Annotated in this window: 19 protein-coding genes; 15 read left to right on the forward strand and 4 right to left on the reverse strand. The window is 66.4% G+C overall.

Annotated features, from left to right (window positions below):
• The coding region (locus GVL12_RS20160; protein WP_159917351.1) for a transposase domain-containing protein at positions 1–259 on the forward strand (259 nt) is incomplete at its 5' end.
• A 45-nt stretch (positions 260–304) separates the two neighbouring features.
• Here the strand turns inward: GVL12_RS20160 and GVL12_RS20165 are convergent.
• Positions 305–1,279 (reverse strand): MBL fold metallo-hydrolase, encoded by a 975-nt coding sequence (locus tag GVL12_RS20165; protein ID WP_235033927.1) that lies wholly within the window; start codon positions 1,277–1,279, stop codon positions 305–307.
• Positions 1,280–1,485: 206 nt separating this feature from the next.
• Between GVL12_RS20165 and GVL12_RS20170 the strand changes: the two genes are divergently transcribed.
• From GVL12_RS20170 to GVL12_RS20220, 11 genes are all read left to right on the forward strand, one after another.
• Positions 1,486–1,881 (forward strand): MerR family DNA-binding transcriptional regulator, encoded by a 396-nt coding sequence (locus tag GVL12_RS20170; protein WP_159917353.1) that lies wholly within the window; start codon positions 1,486–1,488, stop codon positions 1,879–1,881.
• 55 nt (positions 1,882–1,936) lie between these two features.
• Positions 1,937–3,118, forward strand: a complete 1,182-nt coding sequence (locus GVL12_RS20175) for an isovaleryl-CoA dehydrogenase (protein ID WP_159917354.1) — start codon at positions 1,937–1,939, stop codon at positions 3,116–3,118.
• 39 nt (positions 3,119–3,157) lie between these two features.
• The gene (gene can, locus GVL12_RS20180) at positions 3,158–3,820 is read left to right on the forward strand and encodes a carbonate dehydratase (protein WP_159917355.1); all 663 of its coding nucleotides are present in this window, start codon (positions 3,158–3,160) and stop codon (positions 3,818–3,820) included.
• A 48-nt stretch (positions 3,821–3,868) separates the two neighbouring features.
• Complete coding sequence (gene aceK, locus GVL12_RS20185; protein WP_159917356.1) at positions 3,869–5,749, forward strand: bifunctional isocitrate dehydrogenase kinase/phosphatase; 1,881 nt, start codon at positions 3,869–3,871, stop codon at positions 5,747–5,749.
• Positions 5,746–6,927, forward strand: coding sequence for an acetyl-CoA C-acyltransferase (locus GVL12_RS20190; RefSeq protein ID WP_159917357.1), 1,182 nt, complete (start codon positions 5,746–5,748; stop codon positions 6,925–6,927). The genes aceK and GVL12_RS20190 overlap by 4 nt, the downstream gene beginning before the upstream one ends.
• Positions 6,928–6,978: 51 nt before the next feature.
• Complete coding sequence (locus GVL12_RS20195; protein ID WP_159917358.1) at positions 6,979–7,629, forward strand: MSMEG_1061 family FMN-dependent PPOX-type flavoprotein; 651 nt, start codon at positions 6,979–6,981, stop codon at positions 7,627–7,629.
• A gap of 26 nt (positions 7,630–7,655) precedes the next feature.
• Positions 7,656–8,327 carry an SDR family oxidoreductase gene (locus GVL12_RS20200; protein ID WP_159917359.1) on the forward strand — a complete coding sequence of 224 codons (672 nt, stop codon included), beginning with the start codon at positions 7,656–7,658 and terminating at the stop codon, positions 8,325–8,327.
• A 118-nt stretch (positions 8,328–8,445) separates the two neighbouring features.
• A complete protein-coding gene (locus GVL12_RS20205; RefSeq protein WP_159917360.1) occupies positions 8,446–9,576 on the forward strand; it encodes an acyl-CoA dehydrogenase family protein in 1,131 nt (376 codons plus the stop codon).
• Positions 9,577–9,798: 222 nt separating this feature from the next.
• The gene (locus GVL12_RS20210) at positions 9,799–10,518 is read left to right on the forward strand and encodes a DUF4197 domain-containing protein (RefSeq protein ID WP_159917361.1); all 720 of its coding nucleotides are present in this window, start codon (positions 9,799–9,801) and stop codon (positions 10,516–10,518) included.
• On the forward strand, positions 10,518–10,928 hold the full coding sequence (locus tag GVL12_RS20215) for a YchJ family metal-binding protein (RefSeq protein ID WP_200843949.1): 411 nt from the start codon (positions 10,518–10,520) through the stop codon (positions 10,926–10,928). The genes GVL12_RS20210 and GVL12_RS20215 overlap by 1 nt, the downstream gene beginning before the upstream one ends.
• Positions 10,929–11,156: 228 nt before the next feature.
• Positions 11,157–11,822 (forward strand): HAD family phosphatase, encoded by a 666-nt coding sequence (locus GVL12_RS20220; protein WP_159917362.1) that lies wholly within the window; start codon positions 11,157–11,159, stop codon positions 11,820–11,822.
• A 9-nt stretch (positions 11,823–11,831) separates the two neighbouring features.
• Here GVL12_RS20220 and GVL12_RS20225 read toward each other — a convergent pair whose 3' ends face one another.
• The 3 genes from GVL12_RS20225 to GVL12_RS20235 form a co-directional block, all read right to left on the reverse strand.
• The gene (locus tag GVL12_RS20225) at positions 11,832–12,518 is read right to left on the reverse strand and encodes a glutathione S-transferase family protein (protein WP_159917363.1); all 687 of its coding nucleotides are present in this window, start codon (positions 12,516–12,518) and stop codon (positions 11,832–11,834) included.
• 65 nt (positions 12,519–12,583) lie between these two features.
• Positions 12,584–13,666, reverse strand: a complete 1,083-nt coding sequence (locus GVL12_RS20230) for an AraC family transcriptional regulator (protein WP_159917364.1) — start codon at positions 13,664–13,666, stop codon at positions 12,584–12,586.
• Between the two features lie 99 nt (positions 13,667–13,765).
• The gene (locus tag GVL12_RS20235) at positions 13,766–15,511 is read right to left on the reverse strand and encodes a Na+/H+ antiporter (RefSeq protein ID WP_159917365.1); all 1,746 of its coding nucleotides are present in this window, start codon (positions 15,509–15,511) and stop codon (positions 13,766–13,768) included.
• Positions 15,512–15,666: 155 nt separating this feature from the next.
• Here GVL12_RS20235 and GVL12_RS20240 point away from each other — a divergent pair, with 155 nt between their 5' ends.
• Genes GVL12_RS20240 through GVL12_RS20250 form a run of 3 tightly spaced genes read left to right on the forward strand, consistent with a single transcriptional unit; the run spans position 15,667 to position 20,048 of the window.
• A complete protein-coding gene (locus tag GVL12_RS20240; protein ID WP_368855049.1) occupies positions 15,667–17,211 on the forward strand; it encodes a carboxyl transferase domain-containing protein in 1,545 nt (514 codons plus the stop codon).
• A 10-nt stretch (positions 17,212–17,221) separates the two neighbouring features.
• Complete coding sequence (locus tag GVL12_RS20245) at positions 17,222–18,001, forward strand: enoyl-CoA hydratase/isomerase family protein (RefSeq protein ID WP_159917367.1); 780 nt, start codon at positions 17,222–17,224, stop codon at positions 17,999–18,001.
• 34 nt (positions 18,002–18,035) lie between these two features.
• Positions 18,036–20,048 (forward strand): acetyl/propionyl/methylcrotonyl-CoA carboxylase subunit alpha, encoded by a 2,013-nt coding sequence (locus tag GVL12_RS20250; RefSeq protein WP_159917368.1) that lies wholly within the window; start codon positions 18,036–18,038, stop codon positions 20,046–20,048.
• Positions 20,049–20,077 lie beyond the last annotated feature (29 nt).

The raw sequence follows: 20,077 nt of genomic DNA on the forward strand, positions 1-20,077 counted from the left end.
GCTGCCCATAGACAACAATCACGATGAGCAGCAAATGCGAATCTGGGCGACTGGCAGAAAAAATTGGCTCTTCGCCGGTACGCTGCTGGCCGGCCAGCGTGCGGCCGCGATCACGAGCTTGATCCAGTCGGCCAAACTCAATGGCCACGATCCCTATACGTATCTGAAAGACGTGCTCACGCGGCTGCCCACCCACAAGGCACGTGACATTGACCAGTTGCTGCCGCACATCTGGTTGCCGCCTACTGCTACCGCATAGCGCCGACTCTGCGCAAGGACCGGACCGCGTGTGTTTGCTGGCCCCTTACAGTGAAGTGAAGGTGCACAGGCCATTGCTTTCATGGCGCTCGATTTCGCCGCGGCGCCACAGGTAGTTCAGGTGAGCGAGGGCTTCGCCCAGTGCGAATGTCTGTTCATGCGGGTTGAGCTTGCGGCGGAACATGGCCTGCATGACCTGGGCGGCATTGGTGGGCCCCAGCGCGCAGGCTGCACGCACTTCGTCCAGCCGTTCGGCATGGTGGTCTTCCAATTGGTGGATGCGCGTGTGCAGGCCCTGGAAAGGTTTGCCGTGGGACGGCAGCACCAGGGTGTCTTCGGGCAGGGGCAGATAGCGCTGCAGCGAGGCTAGGAACCAGCCCAGCGGGTCGCCCTGGGGTTCGTTGGCGTGCACGCTCACATTGGTCGAGATGCGTGGCAGCACCATGTCGCCGCTGATCAGCACCTGCAGTTCGGCGCAGTACAGGGCCATGTGTTCCGGCGCATGGCCATAGCCGGCGATGCATTCCCAGGTCTGCGCGCCGATCTGTATGCGATCGTGGTCCATCAGGCGGCGAAAGCTGTCGGGGAGGTCGGGAACGAGCTGCGGGTAGTAAGCCGTGCGCTGCAGCACATGCTGCAGGAACTCGGGGTCGTCGAGACCATGGCGCTCATAGAACGCCGCATAGCGCGCGCCGCCTTCGAGGTTGTGGCTCGCGGGCGGCTTGCAGGCGACGAGCGCCACATGGTAGTCGGTGGCGCTGATCCACAGCGGGGCCTGCCAGCGGCTGCACAGCCAGTGGGCCAGGCCGATGTGGTCGGGGTGCATGTGGGTGACGAGAACGCGCACGATGGGCAGGCCTTCGAGCTGCTCGGCGAAGATTTGCTCCCATTGCGCGCGGCTGGTGTCGCTGGCCACGCAGCAGTCGATCACGGTCCAGCCTTCGCGCCGGCCGGCGCCGTCATCGAAGCTGTCGCGCAGCAGCCAGAGGTTGATGTGGTTGAGCGCGAAGGGCAGACTCATCCGTATCCATTTGACGCCTGGGGCGACTTCCAGGCAGCTCCCTGCTTGCGGCATTGCATCCGCGAGAGGGTAGTGGATTTCGTGTTCAAGCAGGTTCATGGTGCGGACGGTGAGTTATGTTAACGTTGACGTAAACGTCACATTTTGCATTCTAGGGATTCGCGCCAGCATGCATGTCACTTGCGCGCCTCCCCCCAGACTTTCGTATGTCCATCACCTATACCATCAGCGACCTGGCCAAAGAGTTCGACCTGACCACGCGCGCCATGCGCTTCTACGAAGACATGGGGCTGCTGCAGCCGCAGAGGACCGGGCCTGCGGGGCGCAACCGCATCTACAGCGCGCGCGACCGTACCCGGCTGCGGCTGACGCTGCGTGCCAAGCGCCTGGGCCTGTCGCTCAGCGAGGCCAAGGACATCATCGATGTCTACGACAGCCCGCGCGATACGGGCGCGCAATTGCGCAAGTTCCTCGAAGTGCTGGGCCAGCACCGGCAGCAACTCGAGGACCGGATGGCGGACCTGCAGATGAACCTCGACGAGGTGCGCGAACATGAAAACGAGGCACGTCAGCTATTGGACAAGATGGATGGGGAAAAATAATTCATAATTGACGTTTACGTAAACGTAATCAAAATATTCCAACAGGAGACAAGCCATGACCGACCTTCCAGGACTCAACTTCCAGCTCGGCGAAGACATCGATGCACTGCGCGACGCGGTGCGGGAATTTGCGCAGAGCGAGATCGCGCCGCGTGCCGCGGAAATCGACCGCAGCGACCAATTCCCCATGGACCTGTGGGAGAAGATGGGCGCGCTGGGCGTGCTGGGCATCACCGTGCCCGAAGCCTGGGGCGGTGCGCAGATGGGCTACCTCGCGCACATGGTGGCGATGGAGGAAATTTCCCGCGCCAGCGCTTCGGTGGGCCTGTCGTATGGCGCGCACAGCAACCTGTGCGTGAACCAGATCAACCGCAATGGCACCGAGGAGCAAAAGCGCAAGTACCTGCCGAAGCTGATCAGCGGCGAGCATGTGGGCGCGCTGGCGATGAGCGAGCCGGGTGCGGGCTCGGACGTGATCAGCATGAAGCTCAAGGCCGAGGACAAGGGCGGCTACTACCTGCTCAACGGCAGCAAGATGTGGATCACCAACGGCCCGGACGCCGACACGCTGGTTGTCTATGCCAAGACCGAGCCGCAGATGGGCGCGCGCGGCGTGACGGCGTTCCTGATCGAGAAGGACATGGCCGGCTTCTCCGTGGCGCAAAAGCTCGACAAGCTGGGCATGCGTGGCAGCCATACGGGCGAGCTGGTGTTCGAGAACGTCGAAGTGCCGGCGCAGAACGTGCTCGGCGGCCTGAACAACGGCGCCAAGGTGCTGATGAGCGGGCTCGACTACGAGCGCGCGGTGCTGACCGGCGGGCCGCTGGGCATCATGCAGTCGGTGATGGATTCGGTCGTGCCCTATATCCATGACCGCAAGCAGTTCGGCCAGAGCATAGGCGAGTTCCAGCTGATCCAGGGCAAGGTCGCGGACATGTACACCGTGCTGCAAGCCGGCCGTTCCTTTGCCTATACGGTTGCCAAAAACCTCGATCTGCTTGGAACCGAGCATGTACGCCAGGTGCGCAAGGACTGCGCGAGCGTGATTCTGTGGTGTGCCGAGAAGGCTACCTGGATGGCCGGCGAAGGCGTGCAAATCTATGGCGGCAATGGGTATATCAACGACTACCCTCTGGGCCGCCTCTGGAGGGATGCGAAACTCTACGAAATTGGCGCGGGAACCAGCGAAATCCGCCGCATGCTCATTGGTCGCGAACTGTTTTCCGAGACTTGCTGAACGCCCCGCGCCTGTCTATTGAACACCCAGGAATTCCACATGACGACCACTTCCATCGAAGAACTTTTCGCTCACAACCGCGCATGGGCTGCCCAGGTGGAGCATGACCGTCCCGGGTTTTTCACGGGCTTGATGGCGCAGCAAAAGCCCCGCTATATGTGGATTGGCTGCTCGGACAGTCGCGTGCCGGCCAACCAGATCACGGGCCTGGAGCCGGGCGAGATCTTCGTGCACCGCAATGTCGCGAACGTGGTCGCGCCCAGCGACCTCAACTGTCTGTCGACCATCCAGTACGCGGTCGATCAGTTGCATGTCGAACACCTGATGGTGGTCGGGCATTACGGCTGCGGCGGCGTGCTGGCCGCGCTCAACGACTTGCGCATGGGGCTGGTCGACAACTGGATCCGCCATGTGAAGGATGTGCGCGACAAGCACCGTGCCTTGCTCGAGTCCCTGCCCGTGGCCTGGCGCCACGATGCATTGTGCGAGCTCAATTCGATCGAGCAGGTGATGAACATCTCGCAGAGCACGGTGATGCAGGATGCCTGGGCGCGTGGCCAGAAGGTGACACTGCACGGCTGGTGCTATGGCCTCAGGGATGGCCTGATCAACAACCTGCAGATGACGCTGCCCGGCGTCGAGGGGGCCGACAAGGCCTACCAGCAGGCCGTGGCGCTGGTCGCGAGCCGCGAACGCAGCTGAAGCGCGCGAGACGCACCCGGTACGGCGGATTCCACGAGGCACGGAGCGATGTTTCCCCAGCGTCTCGATGCGCCGCAGGCGTATGACATCGCCAAGGCGATGATGGACGGTTTCAACCGCCATTACCGGCTGTTCCGCTCGGAGTCGGCGCGTGCCAAGCACCGCTTCGAGACCGCTGACTGGCATGGCCAGCAGCGCGCGCAGCGCGAGCGCATCGAGTTCTATGATCTGCGCGTCAAGGAGTGCACGCGGCGCCTGGAAAAGGAGTTCGCGGCCGGGCAATTGCCGATGGCGGTGTGGCAGCAGGTCAAGCTGCATTACATCGGCCTGCTGGTGAACCACTTCCAGCCCGAACTTGCCGAGACCTTCTTCAACTCGGTCACGACCAAGATCCTGCACCGCACGCACTTCCACAACGATTTCATTTTCGTGCGGCCCGCGGTAAGCACGGAATACATAGAGAACGACGACCCGGCTGCGCGGCCGACCTACCGCGCGTATTATCCGAGGCGTTCGCCCGCGCCGCAGACCTTGCTGGCGACGCTGGCGCAGATCGTCGAGGATTTTGGCCTGCAGCGCGCATTCGAGGACTTGCCGCGCGACCTGGCCGCGGTGCAGCAGGCGATCGTCGATCAGGGAATATTGGCGAAACAGCGCACGAATTTCCAGATCCAGGTGCTTTCCAGCCTGTTCTATCGCAACAAGGGTGCCTACCTGGTGGCCAAGCTGATCAACGGTTTCACCGAGCTGCCGCTGGTGCTGCCGCTGCTGCACGGGCCGCGGGGCGGGCTGGTGATCGATGCCGCGCTGTTTGGCGAGGACGATCTGCAGGCGCTGTTCAGCTTTGCGCGCGCCTACTTCATGGTCGACATGGAAATTCCCAGCGGCTATGTGCAGTTCCTGCGCAGCCTGATGCCGGGCAAGCCGCGCGCCGAGCTCTATACCGCGCTGGGCCTGGCCAAGCAGGGCAAGACGCTGTTCTACCGCGACTTCCTGCACCACCTGCGCTATTCGAGCGACGCGTTTCGCATCGCGCCGGGCATCAAGGGCATGGTGATGCTGGTCTTCGACCTGCCGAGCTTTCCCTATGTGTTCAAGCTGATCAAGGACTTCTATCCACCGCAGAAGGACACCACGCGCGAACAGGTCAAGGCCAAGTACCAACTGGTCAAGCAGCACGATCGCGTCGGGCGCATGGCCGATACGCTCGAGTACAGCCTGGTGGCGTTTCCACGCGATCGCTTTGAAGACGCGCTGATTGCCGAGATCGAGAAGTTCGCGCCCAGCCAGCTCGAGATCAGCGACCGCGATGGCGACGGGCGCAGCGAAGTCATCATCAGCCACCTCTATATCGAGCGGCGCATGATTCCGCTCAACCTGTATCTGCAGGAAGCGCTCGAGGCCGGGCCGGGTGACGCGCGCGCCCAGGCGCAGCTCGCGCGCAGCGTGGTCGAGTATGGCAATGCGATCAAGGACCTGGTCGCGGCGAACATCTTTCCGGGCGACATGCTCTGGAAGAACTTTGGCGTGACGCGCAACGGCAAGGTGGTGTTCTATGACTATGACGAGATCGAGTACCTCACGGACTGCAATTTCCGCGCCGTACCCGAGCCGCGCAACGAGGAAGACGAGATGAGCGGCGAGATCTGGTACGCGGTCGGCCCGCGCGATGTGTTCCCGCAGAGCTTCGCGCCTTTCCTGCTCGGCCACCCTTTGGTGCGCGAAGTGTTTCTGCAGCACCATGCCGATCTGCTCGAGCCCGCGTTCTGGCAGGCGCACCAGCAGCGCATTCGCGCCGGCCATGTGCACGATGTTTTTCCCTACGAGCGCGAACGGCGCTTTGCCTGGAATGCTGACGACGACCCGCTGGTCGCGCGCAGCGCCGGGCCTTCTTTCCCATTTTCAAACCACCAGGAGACAAAAGAATGACCGAAGCCATTGTGATCGTGGGCGCTGCCCGCACCCCCATGGGCGCCTTCCAGGGCGATTTTTCCGAGCTTGCGGCCCACGATCTCGGCGGTGCGGCGATCCGCGCGGCTGTCGAGCGTGCGGGCATTGCGCCCGAGAAAGTCGATGAAGTGCTGTTCGGCAACTGCCTGATGGCCGGCCAGGGCCAGGCGCCCGCGCGCCAGGCCGGGTTCAAGGGCGGCCTGCCGGCGAGCACGGGTGCCGTGACGCTGTCGAAGATGTGCGGCGCGGGCATGGAGGCGACGCTGCTGGCGCATGACCAGCTCGTGGCCGGCAGCCGCGATGTGATGGTCGCCGGCGGCATGGAGAGCATGACCAATGCGCCCTATCTGCTGAAGAAGGGCCGCGGCGGCTACCGCATGGGCCACGACAAGATTTTCGACCACATGATGCTCGACGGCCTCGAGGACGCCTATGAGGCCGGCCGTTCGATGGGCACGTTTGGCGAGGACTGCGCGGCCAAGTACCAGTTCACGCGCGAACAGCAGGACGCGTTTGCCACGGCCAGCGTGCAGCGCGCGCAGGCCGCGGCGCAAAGCGGCGCGTTCACGGCCGAGATCACGCCCGTGACGGTTTCCACGCGCAAGGGCGACGTGGTGGTGAGCATCGACGAAGGCCCGGCCAAGGCACGGCTCGACAAGATCGCCAGCCTCAAGCCGGCGTTCAAGAAGGACGGCACGATCACCGCGGCGTCGAGCTCGAGCATCAACGACGGCGCGGCCGCGCTGGTGCTGATGCGCGAATCGACGGCAAAGGAGCTGGGCTGCAAGCCGCTGGCGCGCATCGTTGCGCATGCGAGTTTCGCGCAGGCGCCCGAGTGGTTCACCACGGCGCCCGTCGGTGCCACGCAGAAGGCGCTGAAGAAGGCTGGCTGGACGGTGGCCGATGTCGACCTCTGGGAAGTCAATGAAGCGTTTGCCGTCGTGCCGCTGGCGTTGATGGCCGAGCTCGGTGTGTCGCACGACATCGTCAATGTCCATGGCGGCGCCTGCGCGCTGGGCCACCCGATCGGCGCCAGCGGTGCGCGCATTCTGGTCACGCTGCTGCATGCGCTGCAGACCCGGGGCAAGAAACGCGGCCTGGCCACGCTGTGCATTGGCGGCGGTGAAGCCACGGCCATGGCCATCGAGTTGGTTTAAGCTGCCTGACGTGCCCGGGAGGCGCGGGCGGCATCAGAGAAGGGAAACACCGTGATCACCAACGAGGAGCAGTTGCGGGCGCTCTACGAAGCGCCTGCTGAGCGGGCATTGCTCAAGCAGCAGGTGGACCTGGACCGCTACTGCCTGCGTTTCCTCGCGCTGTCGCCACTGTGCATTCTCTCGACCGCGGGCCCTGCGGGCGCGCTGCTTGATGCGTCGCCGCGCGGCGGCAAGCCGGGCTTCGTCAAGGCGCCCGACAAGCACACGCTGCTGCTGCCCGATGTGGGCGGCAACAACCGGCTCGACAGCATGAGCAATCTGCTGCACGACCCGCGCATCGGCCTGCTGTTTCTCGTGCCCGGGTTCGATGAGACGCTGCGCGTCAACGGCACGGCGCGCCTGCGCGACGAAGCCCATTACACGGCCTTGTTTCGCAGCGACAACCCGCGCATCCGGCTGGTGATCGAAGTGACGGTGCAAGAAGCCTATTTGCACTGCGCGAAAGCCTTCATGCGCGCCAGGCTGTGGAAGCCCGAGGCGCAGGTGCCGCGCTCGGCCATGCCGGGCATGAACCAGATCGTGCATGCGCAGGTGGGCCTGAAGGCACCGGCCGAGCCGCATGAAGTGATGGTGGCGCGCTATGCCCACCAGATTGCGCAGGAGCAGGGCATGCAGCCCGATGATGCGGCGCAGCCGCGCTGAACCACAGCCGTTTTAAAGGAGGCGCAATGGCGCAGGTATTGGTGATTGGAGCGTCGCGCGGCATTGGCCGCGAGCTGGCGCAGCAGTACATTGACAATGGCGACCGCGTGATCGCGACGGTGCGCCGCGCCGAGGACCGCGATGCGCTGCTGGCGCTGGGCGCGGCAGCCGTGCATCTGGTCGATGTGGCCCAGCCGCAGTCGGTCAGCGGCCTGGCCTGGCTGCTGGACGGCGAGAAATTCGACTTTGCCTGGTATGTGGCCGGCGTGCTCGACCATCTGCGTTCGACCAACCCGCCGACGCAGCAGGAGTTCGACCGCGTGATGCACACCAATCTGCTGGGCGCGATGCAGGCCTTGCCCCAGGTGGCGCCCATGGTCGAAGCAGCTGGAGGCAAGTTCGCTTTTGTCTCGAGCAGCATGGCGCAGATCGGCCATGTGGACGACGACCACTCCTGGCTGTACCGCTGCAGCAAGGCGGCGCTGAACATGGCGGTGGCGACGGCCCGCCATGGCTGGCCCGGCGTGCTGCTTGTGACCATGGACCCGGGCTGGGTGCGCACCGGGATGGGCGGCAGCGCCGCACCGCTGTCGGTAGAGGAAAGCGTGCAGGGCATGCGCGCGACGCTTGCGGGCGCGCAGTCCGCCGATGCGGGCCGGCTGCTGCACCACGACGGCCGCCGCGCCGACAGCTGGTGAGCGCGGCACAAACGACCCTTGAGGCGTCGTTGCGTTGCGTTGCCTTGCCGTGCTATTCAGCTGGTAAAGGCCCAAGCGGCCTGGAAACGACAAGAAATACATAACGGAGACAAACAATATGCTGCTGACCCCCGACCAGGAAATGATCCGCGACGCGGTGCGCGATTTTGCGCAACAGGAAATCTGGCCCCATGCGGCGCGCTGGGACAAGGAACACCACTTTCCCAAGGACGTGCACCAGGGCCTGGCCGCGCTGGGCGCCTATGGCATTTGCGTGCCCGAGGCCTATGGTGGCGCGGGGCTCGATACGCTGAGCCTGGCGCTGGTGCTCGAGGAAATCGCCGCGGGTGACGGCGGCACGAGCACCGCGATCAGCGTGACCAACTGCCCGGTGAACGCCATCCTGATGCGCTACGGCAGCGAAGCGCAAAAGCAGCAGTGGCTGGTGCCGCTGGCGCGCGGCGAGATGCTGGGCGCGTTCTGCCTGACCGAGCCGCATGCGGGCTCGGACGCTTCGTCGCTGCGCACCACCGCGCGCAAGGACGGCGACCACTATGTGATCGACGGCGACAAGCAGTTCATCACCAGCGGCCAGAACGGCCAGGTGGCGATCGTGATCGCGGTCACCGACAAGGCCGCGGGCAAGAAAGGCATGAGCGCCTTTCTCGTGCCGACCAGCACGCCTGGCTATGTGGTCGCGCGCCTCGAGGACAAGCTGGGCCAGCACAGCAGCGATACCGCGCAGATCCGTTTCGAAGGCTGCCGCATCCCGGCCGCCAACCGGCTCGGCGAAGAAGGCGAAGGCTACAAGATTGCGCTGTCGGCGCTCGAAGGCGGGCGCATAGGCATTGCCGCGCAAAGCCTGGGCATGGCGCGCAGCGCGTTCGAAGTGGCGGTGCAATACGCCAAGGAGCGCGAAAGCTTTGGCCAGGCGATCATCCAGCACCAGGCCGTGGGCTTTCGGCTCGCCGAATGCGCGACCCAGCTCGAAGCGGCGCGCCAGCTGATCTGGCATGCGGCCAGCCTGCGCGATGCGGGCCGGCCCTGCCTGCAGGAAGCGGCGATGGCCAAGCTGTTCGCCAGCGAGATGGCCGAGCGCGTCTGCAGCGCGGCCATCCAGACGCTGGGCGGCTATGGCGTGGTCAGCGACTTTCCGGTGGAGCGCATCTACCGCGATGTGCGTGTCTGCCAGATCTACGAAGGCACGAGCGACGTGCAGAAGATCATCATCCAGCGCGCGCTGGCCTGACGCGGCCGGTCCTTGGCAGGGGAGACAGACCAGGCGACTTCCGTGCGGGCAGGCTCCCGCCACGGTACCGTCAGCTGCAGCACGGCGCACACCGCTGTGCGGGCCGGCGCGCGGCCTGTCCAGACAGCCGTGGCGCAGGGATGCTGCGGGTGGAGGCAAAATGGTGGCTGGCACCGCCAGCGCCTCCAGGTCTGGCACCTGCTTTTTCAAGGAATTCTCACCATGCACACTTCGTCGACCCGTACCCCTTTCGTGACGCGTCGCCAGTGCCACGCAGCCATCGGCGCGCTGCTGCTGGGCGCCTGGCAGCAGGCCCAGGCGCTGTCGCTGGCCCAGCTGTCATCGGCCGATGCCAGCAGCGGCATCAAGCTGGCGCTGAGCCAGGGCGCGCAAGCCGCAGTGGCGCTGCTGGGGCGGCCTGACGGCTTTCTGAGCAATCCCCTGGTGCGCATTCCGCTGCCGGGCTATCTCGACGATGCCGCCAAGCTGATGAAGCGCTTTGGCCAGGGCAAGCGCATCACCGAACTTGAAACCTCGATCAATCGCGCGGCCGAAGCCGCCGTGCCCATGGGCAAGGACCTGCTGGTCAATGCGGTGCAGACCATGAGCGTCACGGATGCCAAGCAAATCCTGACCGGGGGCGACAACGCGGTGACGGCGTTCTTTGCCGAGAAGACCCGCGCGCCGCTGAGCACGCGCTTTTTGCCCGTGGTCAAGCAGGCGACCGACCAGGTGGGCCTGGCGCAGCAGTACAACCAGTTCGCGGGCAAGGCCGCGGGCCTGGGCCTGATCAGCGCGCAGGACGCCGATCTGTCGCAGTACGTGACGGGCAAGACGCTGGACGGCCTGTTCCTGATGATTGGCGAGGAAGAACGCAAGATCCGCAAGGACCCCGTGGGCACGGGCAGCGCGCTGCTGCAGAAGGTGTTCGGGGCGCGCTGATGGGCCAGGCGACGGTACAGGCCTGCCCCTGCGGGCGGGTCGATGGCAAGGCGCGGCCGCTGTCCTATGCGGACTGCTGCGAGCGTTTTGTCGCGCATTTCGACACCACGCCCGCGCCCGATGCCGCGCATCTGATGCGTTCGCGCTATAGCGCCTTCGTGCGAGAGGATGCGGCCTATCTGCAGGCCACCTGGCACGCCAGCCAGCGCCCGGCGACGCTGGCTTTTGATCCCGGCGCGCGCTGGCTGGGCCTCAGCGTCAAGGACTTTCAGGTGACGGGCGAGGACCGGGCCGAAGTCGAGTTTGTCGCGCGCTATCGCATTGCGGGCCGCGCGGTGCGGCTGCATGAGCGCAGCCGGTTTGTGCGCGAGCAGGGGCGCTGGTTCTATGTGGACGGGGACCCGTTCTGAGTGGATCGTGCTTACTGCTTTAGGGTAGGCCGTTCATGGTTCGACGGGGCCGCCCAGGCAAGCTCACCACGAACGGTTGTCCCGTTCGCCCTGATCCTGATCCTAAGCCTGTCGAAGGATCGAAGGGTGAACGGCCTGCGTTCAAGCCACGCTGTTTTGATGACGCGCGCGAGGCGCCATCGTTCTTTTTTGACTCCATAGAGAAGCCGGCTCCTGCCGGCACAAGCAATGCAATTTGACGCGATCCTGTTTGACTGCGACGGTGTGCTGGTCGACAGCGAAACCATTACCAACACGGTGCTGTGCACCATGCTCAACGAATCGGGCTGGCCGATTTCGGCCGAGGAGTGCATGCGCACGTTCATAGGCCGCACGGTGCGCAGCGAAACCGCGCGCATCGAGGCGCATACCGGGCGGCCGCTGACCGACGACTGGATGGCCGCGTTCTACGCGCGCCGCAATGAGCAGTTGCGCGCGCAGCTCGTGGCCATCGACGGCGCGCTGGCCTCGGTGCAGGCCGTGCACGCGCAACTGCAGGGGCGCATTGCCGTGGCTTCGGGCGCCGACCGATTCAAGGTGGAAATGCAGCTGACCCAGGTCGGCATGGCGCCGTATTTCGCGGGCCGGGTGTTCAGCGGCCACGAGACGCCGCGCTCCAAGCCGTTTCCCGACGTCTACCTGGCCGCGGCCGCGGCGCTGGGCATTGCACCCGGGCGCTGCCTGGTGATCGAGGACTCGGTGCCGGGCATAGAGGCGGGCCTTGCGGCCGGCGCGACGGTCTGGGGCTACTGCCCCGATCCCGTGCTGTTCGCGACGCCGCAGATGCTGCAGGACGCGGGCGTGGCGCGCATCATGCGCTCCATGGCCGAACTCCCGTCCCTGCTCGCGGGCTGACGCGGGCCGTCAGGGCCGCAGCAGCGGCGACGGCGTGGTCGGCACATCCTGCGCCAGCGCCGCGCCATGCTCGGCGGCCAGCGCGCGCGCAAAAGCGGGTCTGGCCTGCAGCCGCTGCCAGTAGGCCTGGGTGGCCGGCCCCCATTGGGGCGCAAGGCCCAGGTGCTCCGCGAGCATCAGCGCATAGCCCACGGCCACATCGGCGGCCGTGAAACGCGCGGCGCACAGCCATTGCTGCGTTTCGACAGCGGCTTCGACCGCGCGCAGCCGTGCGAGAAACCAGCGTGCATAGTCCTGCGCGACCTGGGGCTGCAGCCGCTCGGGCGGCTCGAAGTGGGTATAGCGCAGCACCAGCGTCTGGGGGAAGGTCAGCGTTGCATCGCTCATGTGCAGCCAGTTGAGATAGGCGGCAAAGTCGTCTTCATGCGCGCCCACAGCCAGGCCTGCTTCGGGGTGGCGCGCGGCCAGGTATTCGCAGATCGCCGCCGATTCGGTGAGCCGCGCCGCGCCATGGCACAGCAACGGCACCGTGCCCAGCGGGTTGAGCGCGAGATAGTCACGCGCCAGCGCGCGCGGCGGGAAGGGCAGCATCCGCAACTCATAGGGCTGCTGCAGTTCTTCGAGCAGCCACAGCGCGCGAAACGAGCGCGCGCTGACGCAGTGGTGCAGTTGGTAGGGGGCGGGGGTGTCGGGCATGGGCCAGTCTAGGCAGAGCCCGGTTGCGCCGTTCGCCGTAATAGGTGCGGATCGCGCCAGTCTGTTCAGTCCGGTAGCGCCGTGCTGCGCCGGCGGTACTGCGCCGGCGTGTCGCCGGTCCATTGGCGGAACGCGCGCATAAAGCTTTTTTCGCTCACAAAGCCGCAGGCCAGCGCAACGCGCTTGATCGGCTGGTTGGTGCGGTGCAGCAGGGCGAGCGCGCGCTCGCGCCGCACCGTGTCCTTGAGGGCTTGCAGCGACGTGCCTTCTTCCTTGAGCTGGCGGTGCAGGCTGCGCGCCGACAGGTGCAGCAGCTCGGCCAGCGTGGTGGCCGTGTGCAGGCATTGGGCGTCGGCGATCAGCAGCCGGCGCACGCGCTGCGCCAGCAGCCGCTCGCGCCGGTAGGGGCGCACCGTGAGCGGCAGCGCGCGCTGCAGCATCTGCTGCAACGCGGCCTCGTCGCGCGCCAGCGGCAGCGCGAGGTGGCGCGTGTCGAAACGCAGGCTTGCCTGGGAGGCGCCAAACACCACGCCCGCAGGCTCGGCCACGGGAAACAGCACGGGATAGACATCGGCATGCGCGGGCGGCGCATAGGGAAAGCGGGCCTGCAGCAGCGGCAGGCGCGCGTCGATCAGCCAGCTTGCGAGTCCGTGGATATTGCGCAGCACCGAGACCAGGCAGAACTCGCGCATGCTGCCCAGCGCGCGCTGTTCGGTGATCACCAGTTCAGCGGTGTCGCCCTGGGTCTGCACGCTCAGGCGGATGTCGTCGGCCAGCAGTCCGTGGTGGCGGCACCAGCGCGTGAGCGCCAGGCCCAGCGTGCCGCTGCTGATCGAGGCGCGCGCGAGCATGCCGTAGCTGCCCCAGGGCAGGCGGCGGCCAAACCAGCCCAGTGCCTCGTCGTCGAGTTCGCGCATGGCGGCGTCCGACAGCGCTTCCATCTGCATGGCGGTGATGCGGGCGTAGGTATCCTGCACCGACTGTGGCGCAATTTGTGCCTTGCGCAGCGCGCCGTCGGCGGGCATGCCGCGGTCGGCGTAGGCCTGCACGATCGCCTGCACGAACGCCATGGGCGTAAGGGCCGGGTGGCCGTCGGCGGCGTGGGCGGCCAGTGGCTGGGGAGTGCGGACAAGAACCGGTGTGGACATGGTGCTGGCAATTATTGCAACCTTTGTGGCCTGAATGGCGCAGGGCAGACCCGTATGCTGACAGGCATGCCCTGCCTTGCCACCGCTGCCCCCTGCCGCTCAATGCGCGGAATGGCCCGTGGCCGCGCCCTCGTCGGCCAGCGGCATTCCGGCCGCGCGGCGCGCCACGGCCAGGCGCTTGCGCAGCGCGACTTCGGACAGGTCGAGCTCGTTGACCAGGTTGCGCAGCGACTCGTCGTTGATGCGGTGCGCCTGGCGCTCGGCGTACAGCACTTCGCGTTCGCGCTGCAGGCAGTGGATGCGCATGTCCATTTCCATCACGTAGCGCAGCTTGCGCTGCATCACCAGTTCCGGACTTTCACTTTGCGCCTCGACCGACGAGGCCGAAGTGCTGCTGTCGTCGAGCAGGTTCAGCCGGTTGCGGTATTCCTGCGTCAGGTGGCCAATGACTTCCTGGCGCTGCGCCAGCCAGGCCGCATCGCGCTGCTGGGCCTGTTCCTCGGTGAGCATCAGGCTGCCGAGCGCGGCCTGGCTTGCGGCAATGCGTGCCAGCCGCTCTTCGCGCACGGTTTCGGGCTCGGCGGCCGGCGGCATGTGGCTCAGTATCCAGGGCAGGGCGATGCTGGCCAGCACCAGCGTGAACAGGATGGTGCCCGTGGCCAGGAAGATCAGCAGGTCGCGGCTGGGAAACGGCTGGCCGCCCGGCAGCAGCAGCGGCACGGACAGCGCACCGGCGAGCGTCACGGCGCCGCGGATGCCGGCCACGGTGGTCGCGAGCGTCAGCAGCGCAGAAGGCTTTTCGGCCATCTTGCCCAGGCGGTGGGCCTGGTGCAGGCTGCGCTGCACGCCCAGCATCAGCCAGACCCAGCGCAGCAGCAGCAGGGCCATCGAGATCGCGATCACATAGCCGACCAGAATCCACCAGTCGTGGCCGGCGGCGAACAGCGTGCTGCCGATGATGGACGGCAACTGCAGGCCCAGCAGCAGGAAGATCGCACCGTTGAACGCGGCTTCCACCATCGACCAGGTGGCCGTGCTCTGCATGCGCTCGGTGATGAAGTTGCCGCGGTCCAGGTCGGCGAAATTGGTCGCGACACCCGCGGCCACGGCCGCCAGAATGCCCGAGACACCGATCTTTTCGCCGACGATATAGGCGGCGAACGGCAGCAGCAGCAGCAACAACACCATCTGCGTCGCGGCCACGTCGCCCAGGCGGCGCGTGATGGTGCTGCGCGCGTAGCTGAAACCCCAGCCCAGCGCCACGCCCACGCCCAGGCCGCCGACGGCCATCCAGGTGAATTCCTTGGCCACGGCGCCCCAGGAGAACATGCCGGTGAGCGTCGCGGCGACCGCGAACTTGAGCGCCACCAGACCCGAGGCATCGTTGAGCAGCGACTCGCCTTCGAGCACGTGCATGGTCTTCTCGGGCATGCCCAGGTTGCGCGTGATGGCCGACACCGCGACGGCATCGGTGGGCGAGATCACGGCGGCCAGCGCGAACGCGACCGTGAGCGGCATTGCGGGAATCATCCAGTGGATCAGATAGCCCAGACCGAGTACCGTGAACAGTACCAGCACCAGCGCGAGTGTCAGGATAGGCTTGTACAGCGCGAAGAATTCACGTTTGGGAATGCGCGCGCCGTCGGAAAACAGCAGCGGCGGAATGAACAGCAGCAGAAACAGCTCGGGGTCGAAGGCGATGTGCAGGCCCTTCTGGGGCCAGGCAATCAAGGCGCCGAGCGCAATTTGTATCAGGGGCAGCGGGATGGCGCGGACATATCTGGCAGCGATGCCGGTCAGGGCCCCGAGCATCAGTACCAGCAAGACGGTTTCAACGGTGTGCATGCGGGCATTGTCCTCAGGGGCAAACGCTGCAGACGGTTGGATGGAAATAAAAACCACGTTTGCCGCTAGGGCAAATGCTACAGAGGCAAGAAATGGGCATTCTCGAATCTCGACTCAACTCCCGCTCGGCGGATTTTCTGGCCAATGCGGCCGCCATGCAAAGCGTGGTGCAGGACCTGCGCCACCAGGTCGACAAGGTGTTTGCGGGCGGCGGCGAAGCCGCGCGCGCCAAGCACCTGGCCCGCGGCAAGCTGCTGCCGCGCGACCGCGTGCAGCAGCTGCTGGACCCGGGCACGCCGTTTCTCGAGCTCGCGCCGCTGGCCGCGCTCAACATGTACCACAACGCCGCGCCGGGCGCGGGCCTGATCGCAGGCATAGGGCGGGTCAGCGGCATCGACTGCATGATCGTCTGCAATGACGCGACGGTGAAGGGCGGCACCTACTACCCGATCACCGTGAAGAAGCATCTGCGCGCCCAGGAAGTGGCCGCGCAGAACCGCCTGCCCTGCATCTATCTCGTCGACTCGGGCGGCGCCAACCTGCCCAACCAGGACGACGTGTTTCCCGACCGCGACCATTTCGGCCGCATCTTCTACAACCAGGCCAATCTCAGCGCCCAGGGCATTGCGCAGATCGCCGTGGTCATGGGCTCGTGCACGGCCGGCGGCGCCTACGTGCCGGCGATGAGCGACGAGTCCATCATCGTCAAGGACCAGGGCACGATCTTTCTGGGCGGCCCGCCGCTGGTCAAGGCCGCGACGGGCGAAGTCGTCAGCGCCGAGGACCTGGGCGGGGGCGACGTGCACACCCGGCTGTCGGGCGTGGCCGACCACCTCGCGCAGAACGACCTGCACGCGCTGGCGCTGGCGCGCACCGCAGTCTCGCACCTCAACCGCAGCAAGCAGCCCGACGCCGCCGACGCACCGCCGGTGGCGCCGCGTTTTCCGAGCGAAGAGCTCTATGGCGTGATTCCCGTGGACACGCGCAAGCCGTTCGACGTGCGCGAAATCATTGCGCGCATCGTCGACGACAGCCAGTTCGACGAGTTCAAGGCACGTTTCGGCAGCACGCTGGTCTGCGGCTTTGCGCGCATCGAAGGCATGCAGGTGGGCATCATCGCCAACAACGGCATCCTGTTCAGCGAGTCGGCGGTCAAGGGCGCGCATTTCATCGAGCTGTGCTGCCAGCGCAAGATCCCGCTGGTGTTCCTGCAGAACATCACCGGCTTCATGGTCGGGCGCAAGTACGAGAACGAAGGCATTGCACGCCACGGCGCCAAGCTGGTGACGGCGGTGGCGACGGCCGCCGTGCCCAAGTTCACCATCATCATAGGCGGCAGTTTCGGCGCCGGCAACTACGGCATGTGCGGGCGCGCGTTCTCGCCGCGCTTCCTCTGGATGTGGCCGAACGCGCGCATCTCCGTGATGGGCGGCGAGCAGGCTGCGAGCGTGCTGGCCACGGTCAAGCGCGACGGCATCGAAGGCCGGGGCGGGCAATGGAGCGCCGACGAGGAGGAGGCGTTCAAGGCGCCTATACGCCAGCAGTATGAAGACCAGGGTCACCCCTACTACGCCACGGCCCGGCTGTGGGACGATGGCGTGATCGACCCGGCCGATACGCGCCGCGTGCTCGCGCTGGGCCTTTCGGCCGCGCGCAATGCCCCGATCGAAGACACACGCTTTGGCGTGTTCCGCATGTAAAGGAGTTCGCATGTCTACGCTTCACATTGCCTATGACGCCGGCGTGGCCCGCATCACGCTGTCGCAGCCCGAGATCCGCAACGCGTTCAGCGACGTTGCCATCGCCGACATCACCCAGGCCTTTCTCGCCGTGGGCGAGCGCGCCGACGTGCGCGCCGTGGTGCTCGCGGCCGAAGGCCCGGCGTTCTGCGCGGGGGCCGACCTGAACTGGATGCGCCGCATGGCCGACTACACGCGCGACGAGAACCGCGATGACGCGGGCAAGCTCGCCGAGATGCTGCGCGTGATCTACGAATGCCCCAAGCCGACGATTGCGCGCGTGCAGGGCGATGTCTACGCGGGCGGCATGGGACTGGTCGCGGCCTGCGACATGGCCGTGGCGGCCGACACCGCGGGCTTTTGCCTCAGCGAAGTCAAGATCGGCCTGATTCCCGCGACCATCAGCCCCTATGTGATCCGCGCCATGGGCGCGCGCGCCGCGCACCGCTATTTCCTCACGGGCGAGCGTTTCGACGCGGCCGAGGCGCGGCGCATGGGCTTTGTGCATGAAGTGGCCAGCGCTGAAGCGCTGGACGAAGTGCTGGCCGCCTTGCTCAAACCCCTGCTGAGTGCCGGCCCGGCCGCGGTGCGCGCCTGCAAGCAGCTGGTGATCGACGTCGCCGAGCGCGAGATCGAGCCCGGCCTGATCGCGGCCACGGTCGAGGGCATCGCCACCATCCGCGCGAGTGCCGAGGGCAAGGAGGGCGTGCAGGCCTTCCTGTCCAAGCGCAAGCCTTCCTGGCTCGCGTGATCGCGGCCTACACAAAGAATTTCCGGGAGACAGTATGTTCAGCAAGATCTTGATCGCCAACCGCGGCGAAATCGCCTGCCGCGTGGCCGCCACGGCGCGCCGCATGGGCATCCGCACGGTGGCCGTGTATTCGGACGCCGACGCGCGCGCCCAGCATGTCGCGGCCTGCGACGAGGCCGTGCACATCGGCGGCAGCGCCCCCAAGGACAGCTACCTGCGCTGGGAGCGCATTCTGGCCGCGGCCCAGGCCACGGGCGCCCAGGCCGTGCACCCCGGCTATGGCTTTCTGAGCGAGAACGAGGAATTCGCCCAGGCCTGCGCCGCCGCGGGCCTGGTGTTCATCGGCCCGCCGCCTTCGGCCATTCAATCGATGGGCCTCAAGGCCGGCTCCAAGCAACTGATGGAAAAGGCCGGCGTGCCGCTGGTGCCCGGCTACCACGGCGTGGGCCAGGACCCCGAGCAGCTGCAGCGCGAAGCCGATCGCATCGGCTACCCGGTGCTGATCAAGGCCAGCGCGGGCGGCGGCGGCAAGGGCATGCGCGCCGTGGACAAGAGCGAAGACTTCGCCGCGGCGCTCGCGAGCTGCCAGCGCGAGGCCATCAACAGCTTTGGCGATGACGCGGTGCTGATCGAGAAATACGTGCAGCGCCCGCGGCACATCGAAATACAGGTGTTCGGTGACACGCTGGGCAATTACGTCTATCTGTTCGAGCGCGACTGCTCGGTGCAGCGGCGCCACCAGAAGGTGCTTGAAGAGGCGCCGGCCCCGGGCATGACCGAAGCCCTGCGCAGCCAGATGGGCGCGGCCGCCGTGGCCGCGGCGCGCGCCGTCAATTACGTGGGCGCGGGCACGGTGGAGTTCATCGTCGAGCAGCGCGGCGGCGGCGCGATGGACTTCTTCTTCATGGAAATGAACACCCGGCTGCAGGTCGAGCACCCGGTCACCGAAGCCATCACCGGCGAAGACCTGGTCGAGTGGCAGCTGCGCGTGGCCAGCGGCGAGCCGTTGCCCAAGCGCCAGGACGAGCTGCGCATCATCGGCCATGCGATCGAGGCGCGCATCTGCGCCGAGAACCCCGACAACCAGTTCCTGCCGGCCACGGGCACGCTGCATGTCTACCGCAAGCCGGCCGCGAGCAGCTTCACGGTGGCCGATGTGCGCATCGATGACGGCGTGCGCGAAGGCGATGCGATCAGCCCGTTCTATGACTCGATGATCGCCAAGCTGATCGTGCGCGGCGACGACCGTGACCAGGCGCTCGCGCGCCTCGACACGGCGCTGGCCCAGACGCAGATCGTGGGCCTGGCAACCAATGTGCAGTTCCTGCGCCATGTGCTGCGCTCGCCCTCGTTTGCCCAGGCACGGCTCGACACCGCGCTGATAGAGCGCGAAAAGGACGTGCTGTTCCACCAGGACCCGGTCGGCGTGCCGCTGGCCGTGGCTGCTGCCACGGCCAGCGCGCTGCTGCAGGAGCAGGCGCAGCAGGGCGCCGATCCCTTCAGCCGGCGCGACGGCTGGCAGTCGCATGGAACGACCGAGCGCCCCTGGTCGTGGCAGATCGGCGGCCAGGTCGTGGACGCGCGCCTGCGCTATCTGCCCGGCGGCGTGCTGTCGCTGGCGCTGCCCGCGCAGGGTGATGCCCCCGCGGTGGAGTCGGCGCTGGTGTTTTCGGCAGCCCATGGCGTGCTGGACCTGGAGTTCGCGGGCCAGCGCACGCGCGCCCAGGTGCACCAGCTCGGCGAGCAATACCATGTGTTCACGCCGCGCGGTGCGCAGACGCTGACCGGCATCGACCTGCTGGCCCATGCGGGCGAAGTCCATGCGGAAGGCGGGCGCCTCACGGCGCCCATGCCCGGCAAGCTGGTGTCGTTTGCCGTCAAGGTGGGCGACAGCGTGACGGCCGGGCAGGCGCTGGCGGTGATGGAAGCCATGAAGATGGAGCACACCATTGCCGCGCCGCACGATGGCCTGGTCGAGGAACTGCTGTACCTGCCCGGCGACCAGATCGGCGACGGCGCCGAGCTGCTGCGGCTGGCGCGCGCATAGGCCAGGGCACCCGCGGATAGACGCAAAAA

It is taken from the genome of Pantoea sp. 18069 (assembly GCF_902706035.1).
Taxonomy (GTDB): Bacteria; Pseudomonadota; Gammaproteobacteria; order Burkholderiales; family Burkholderiaceae_C; genus Comamonas.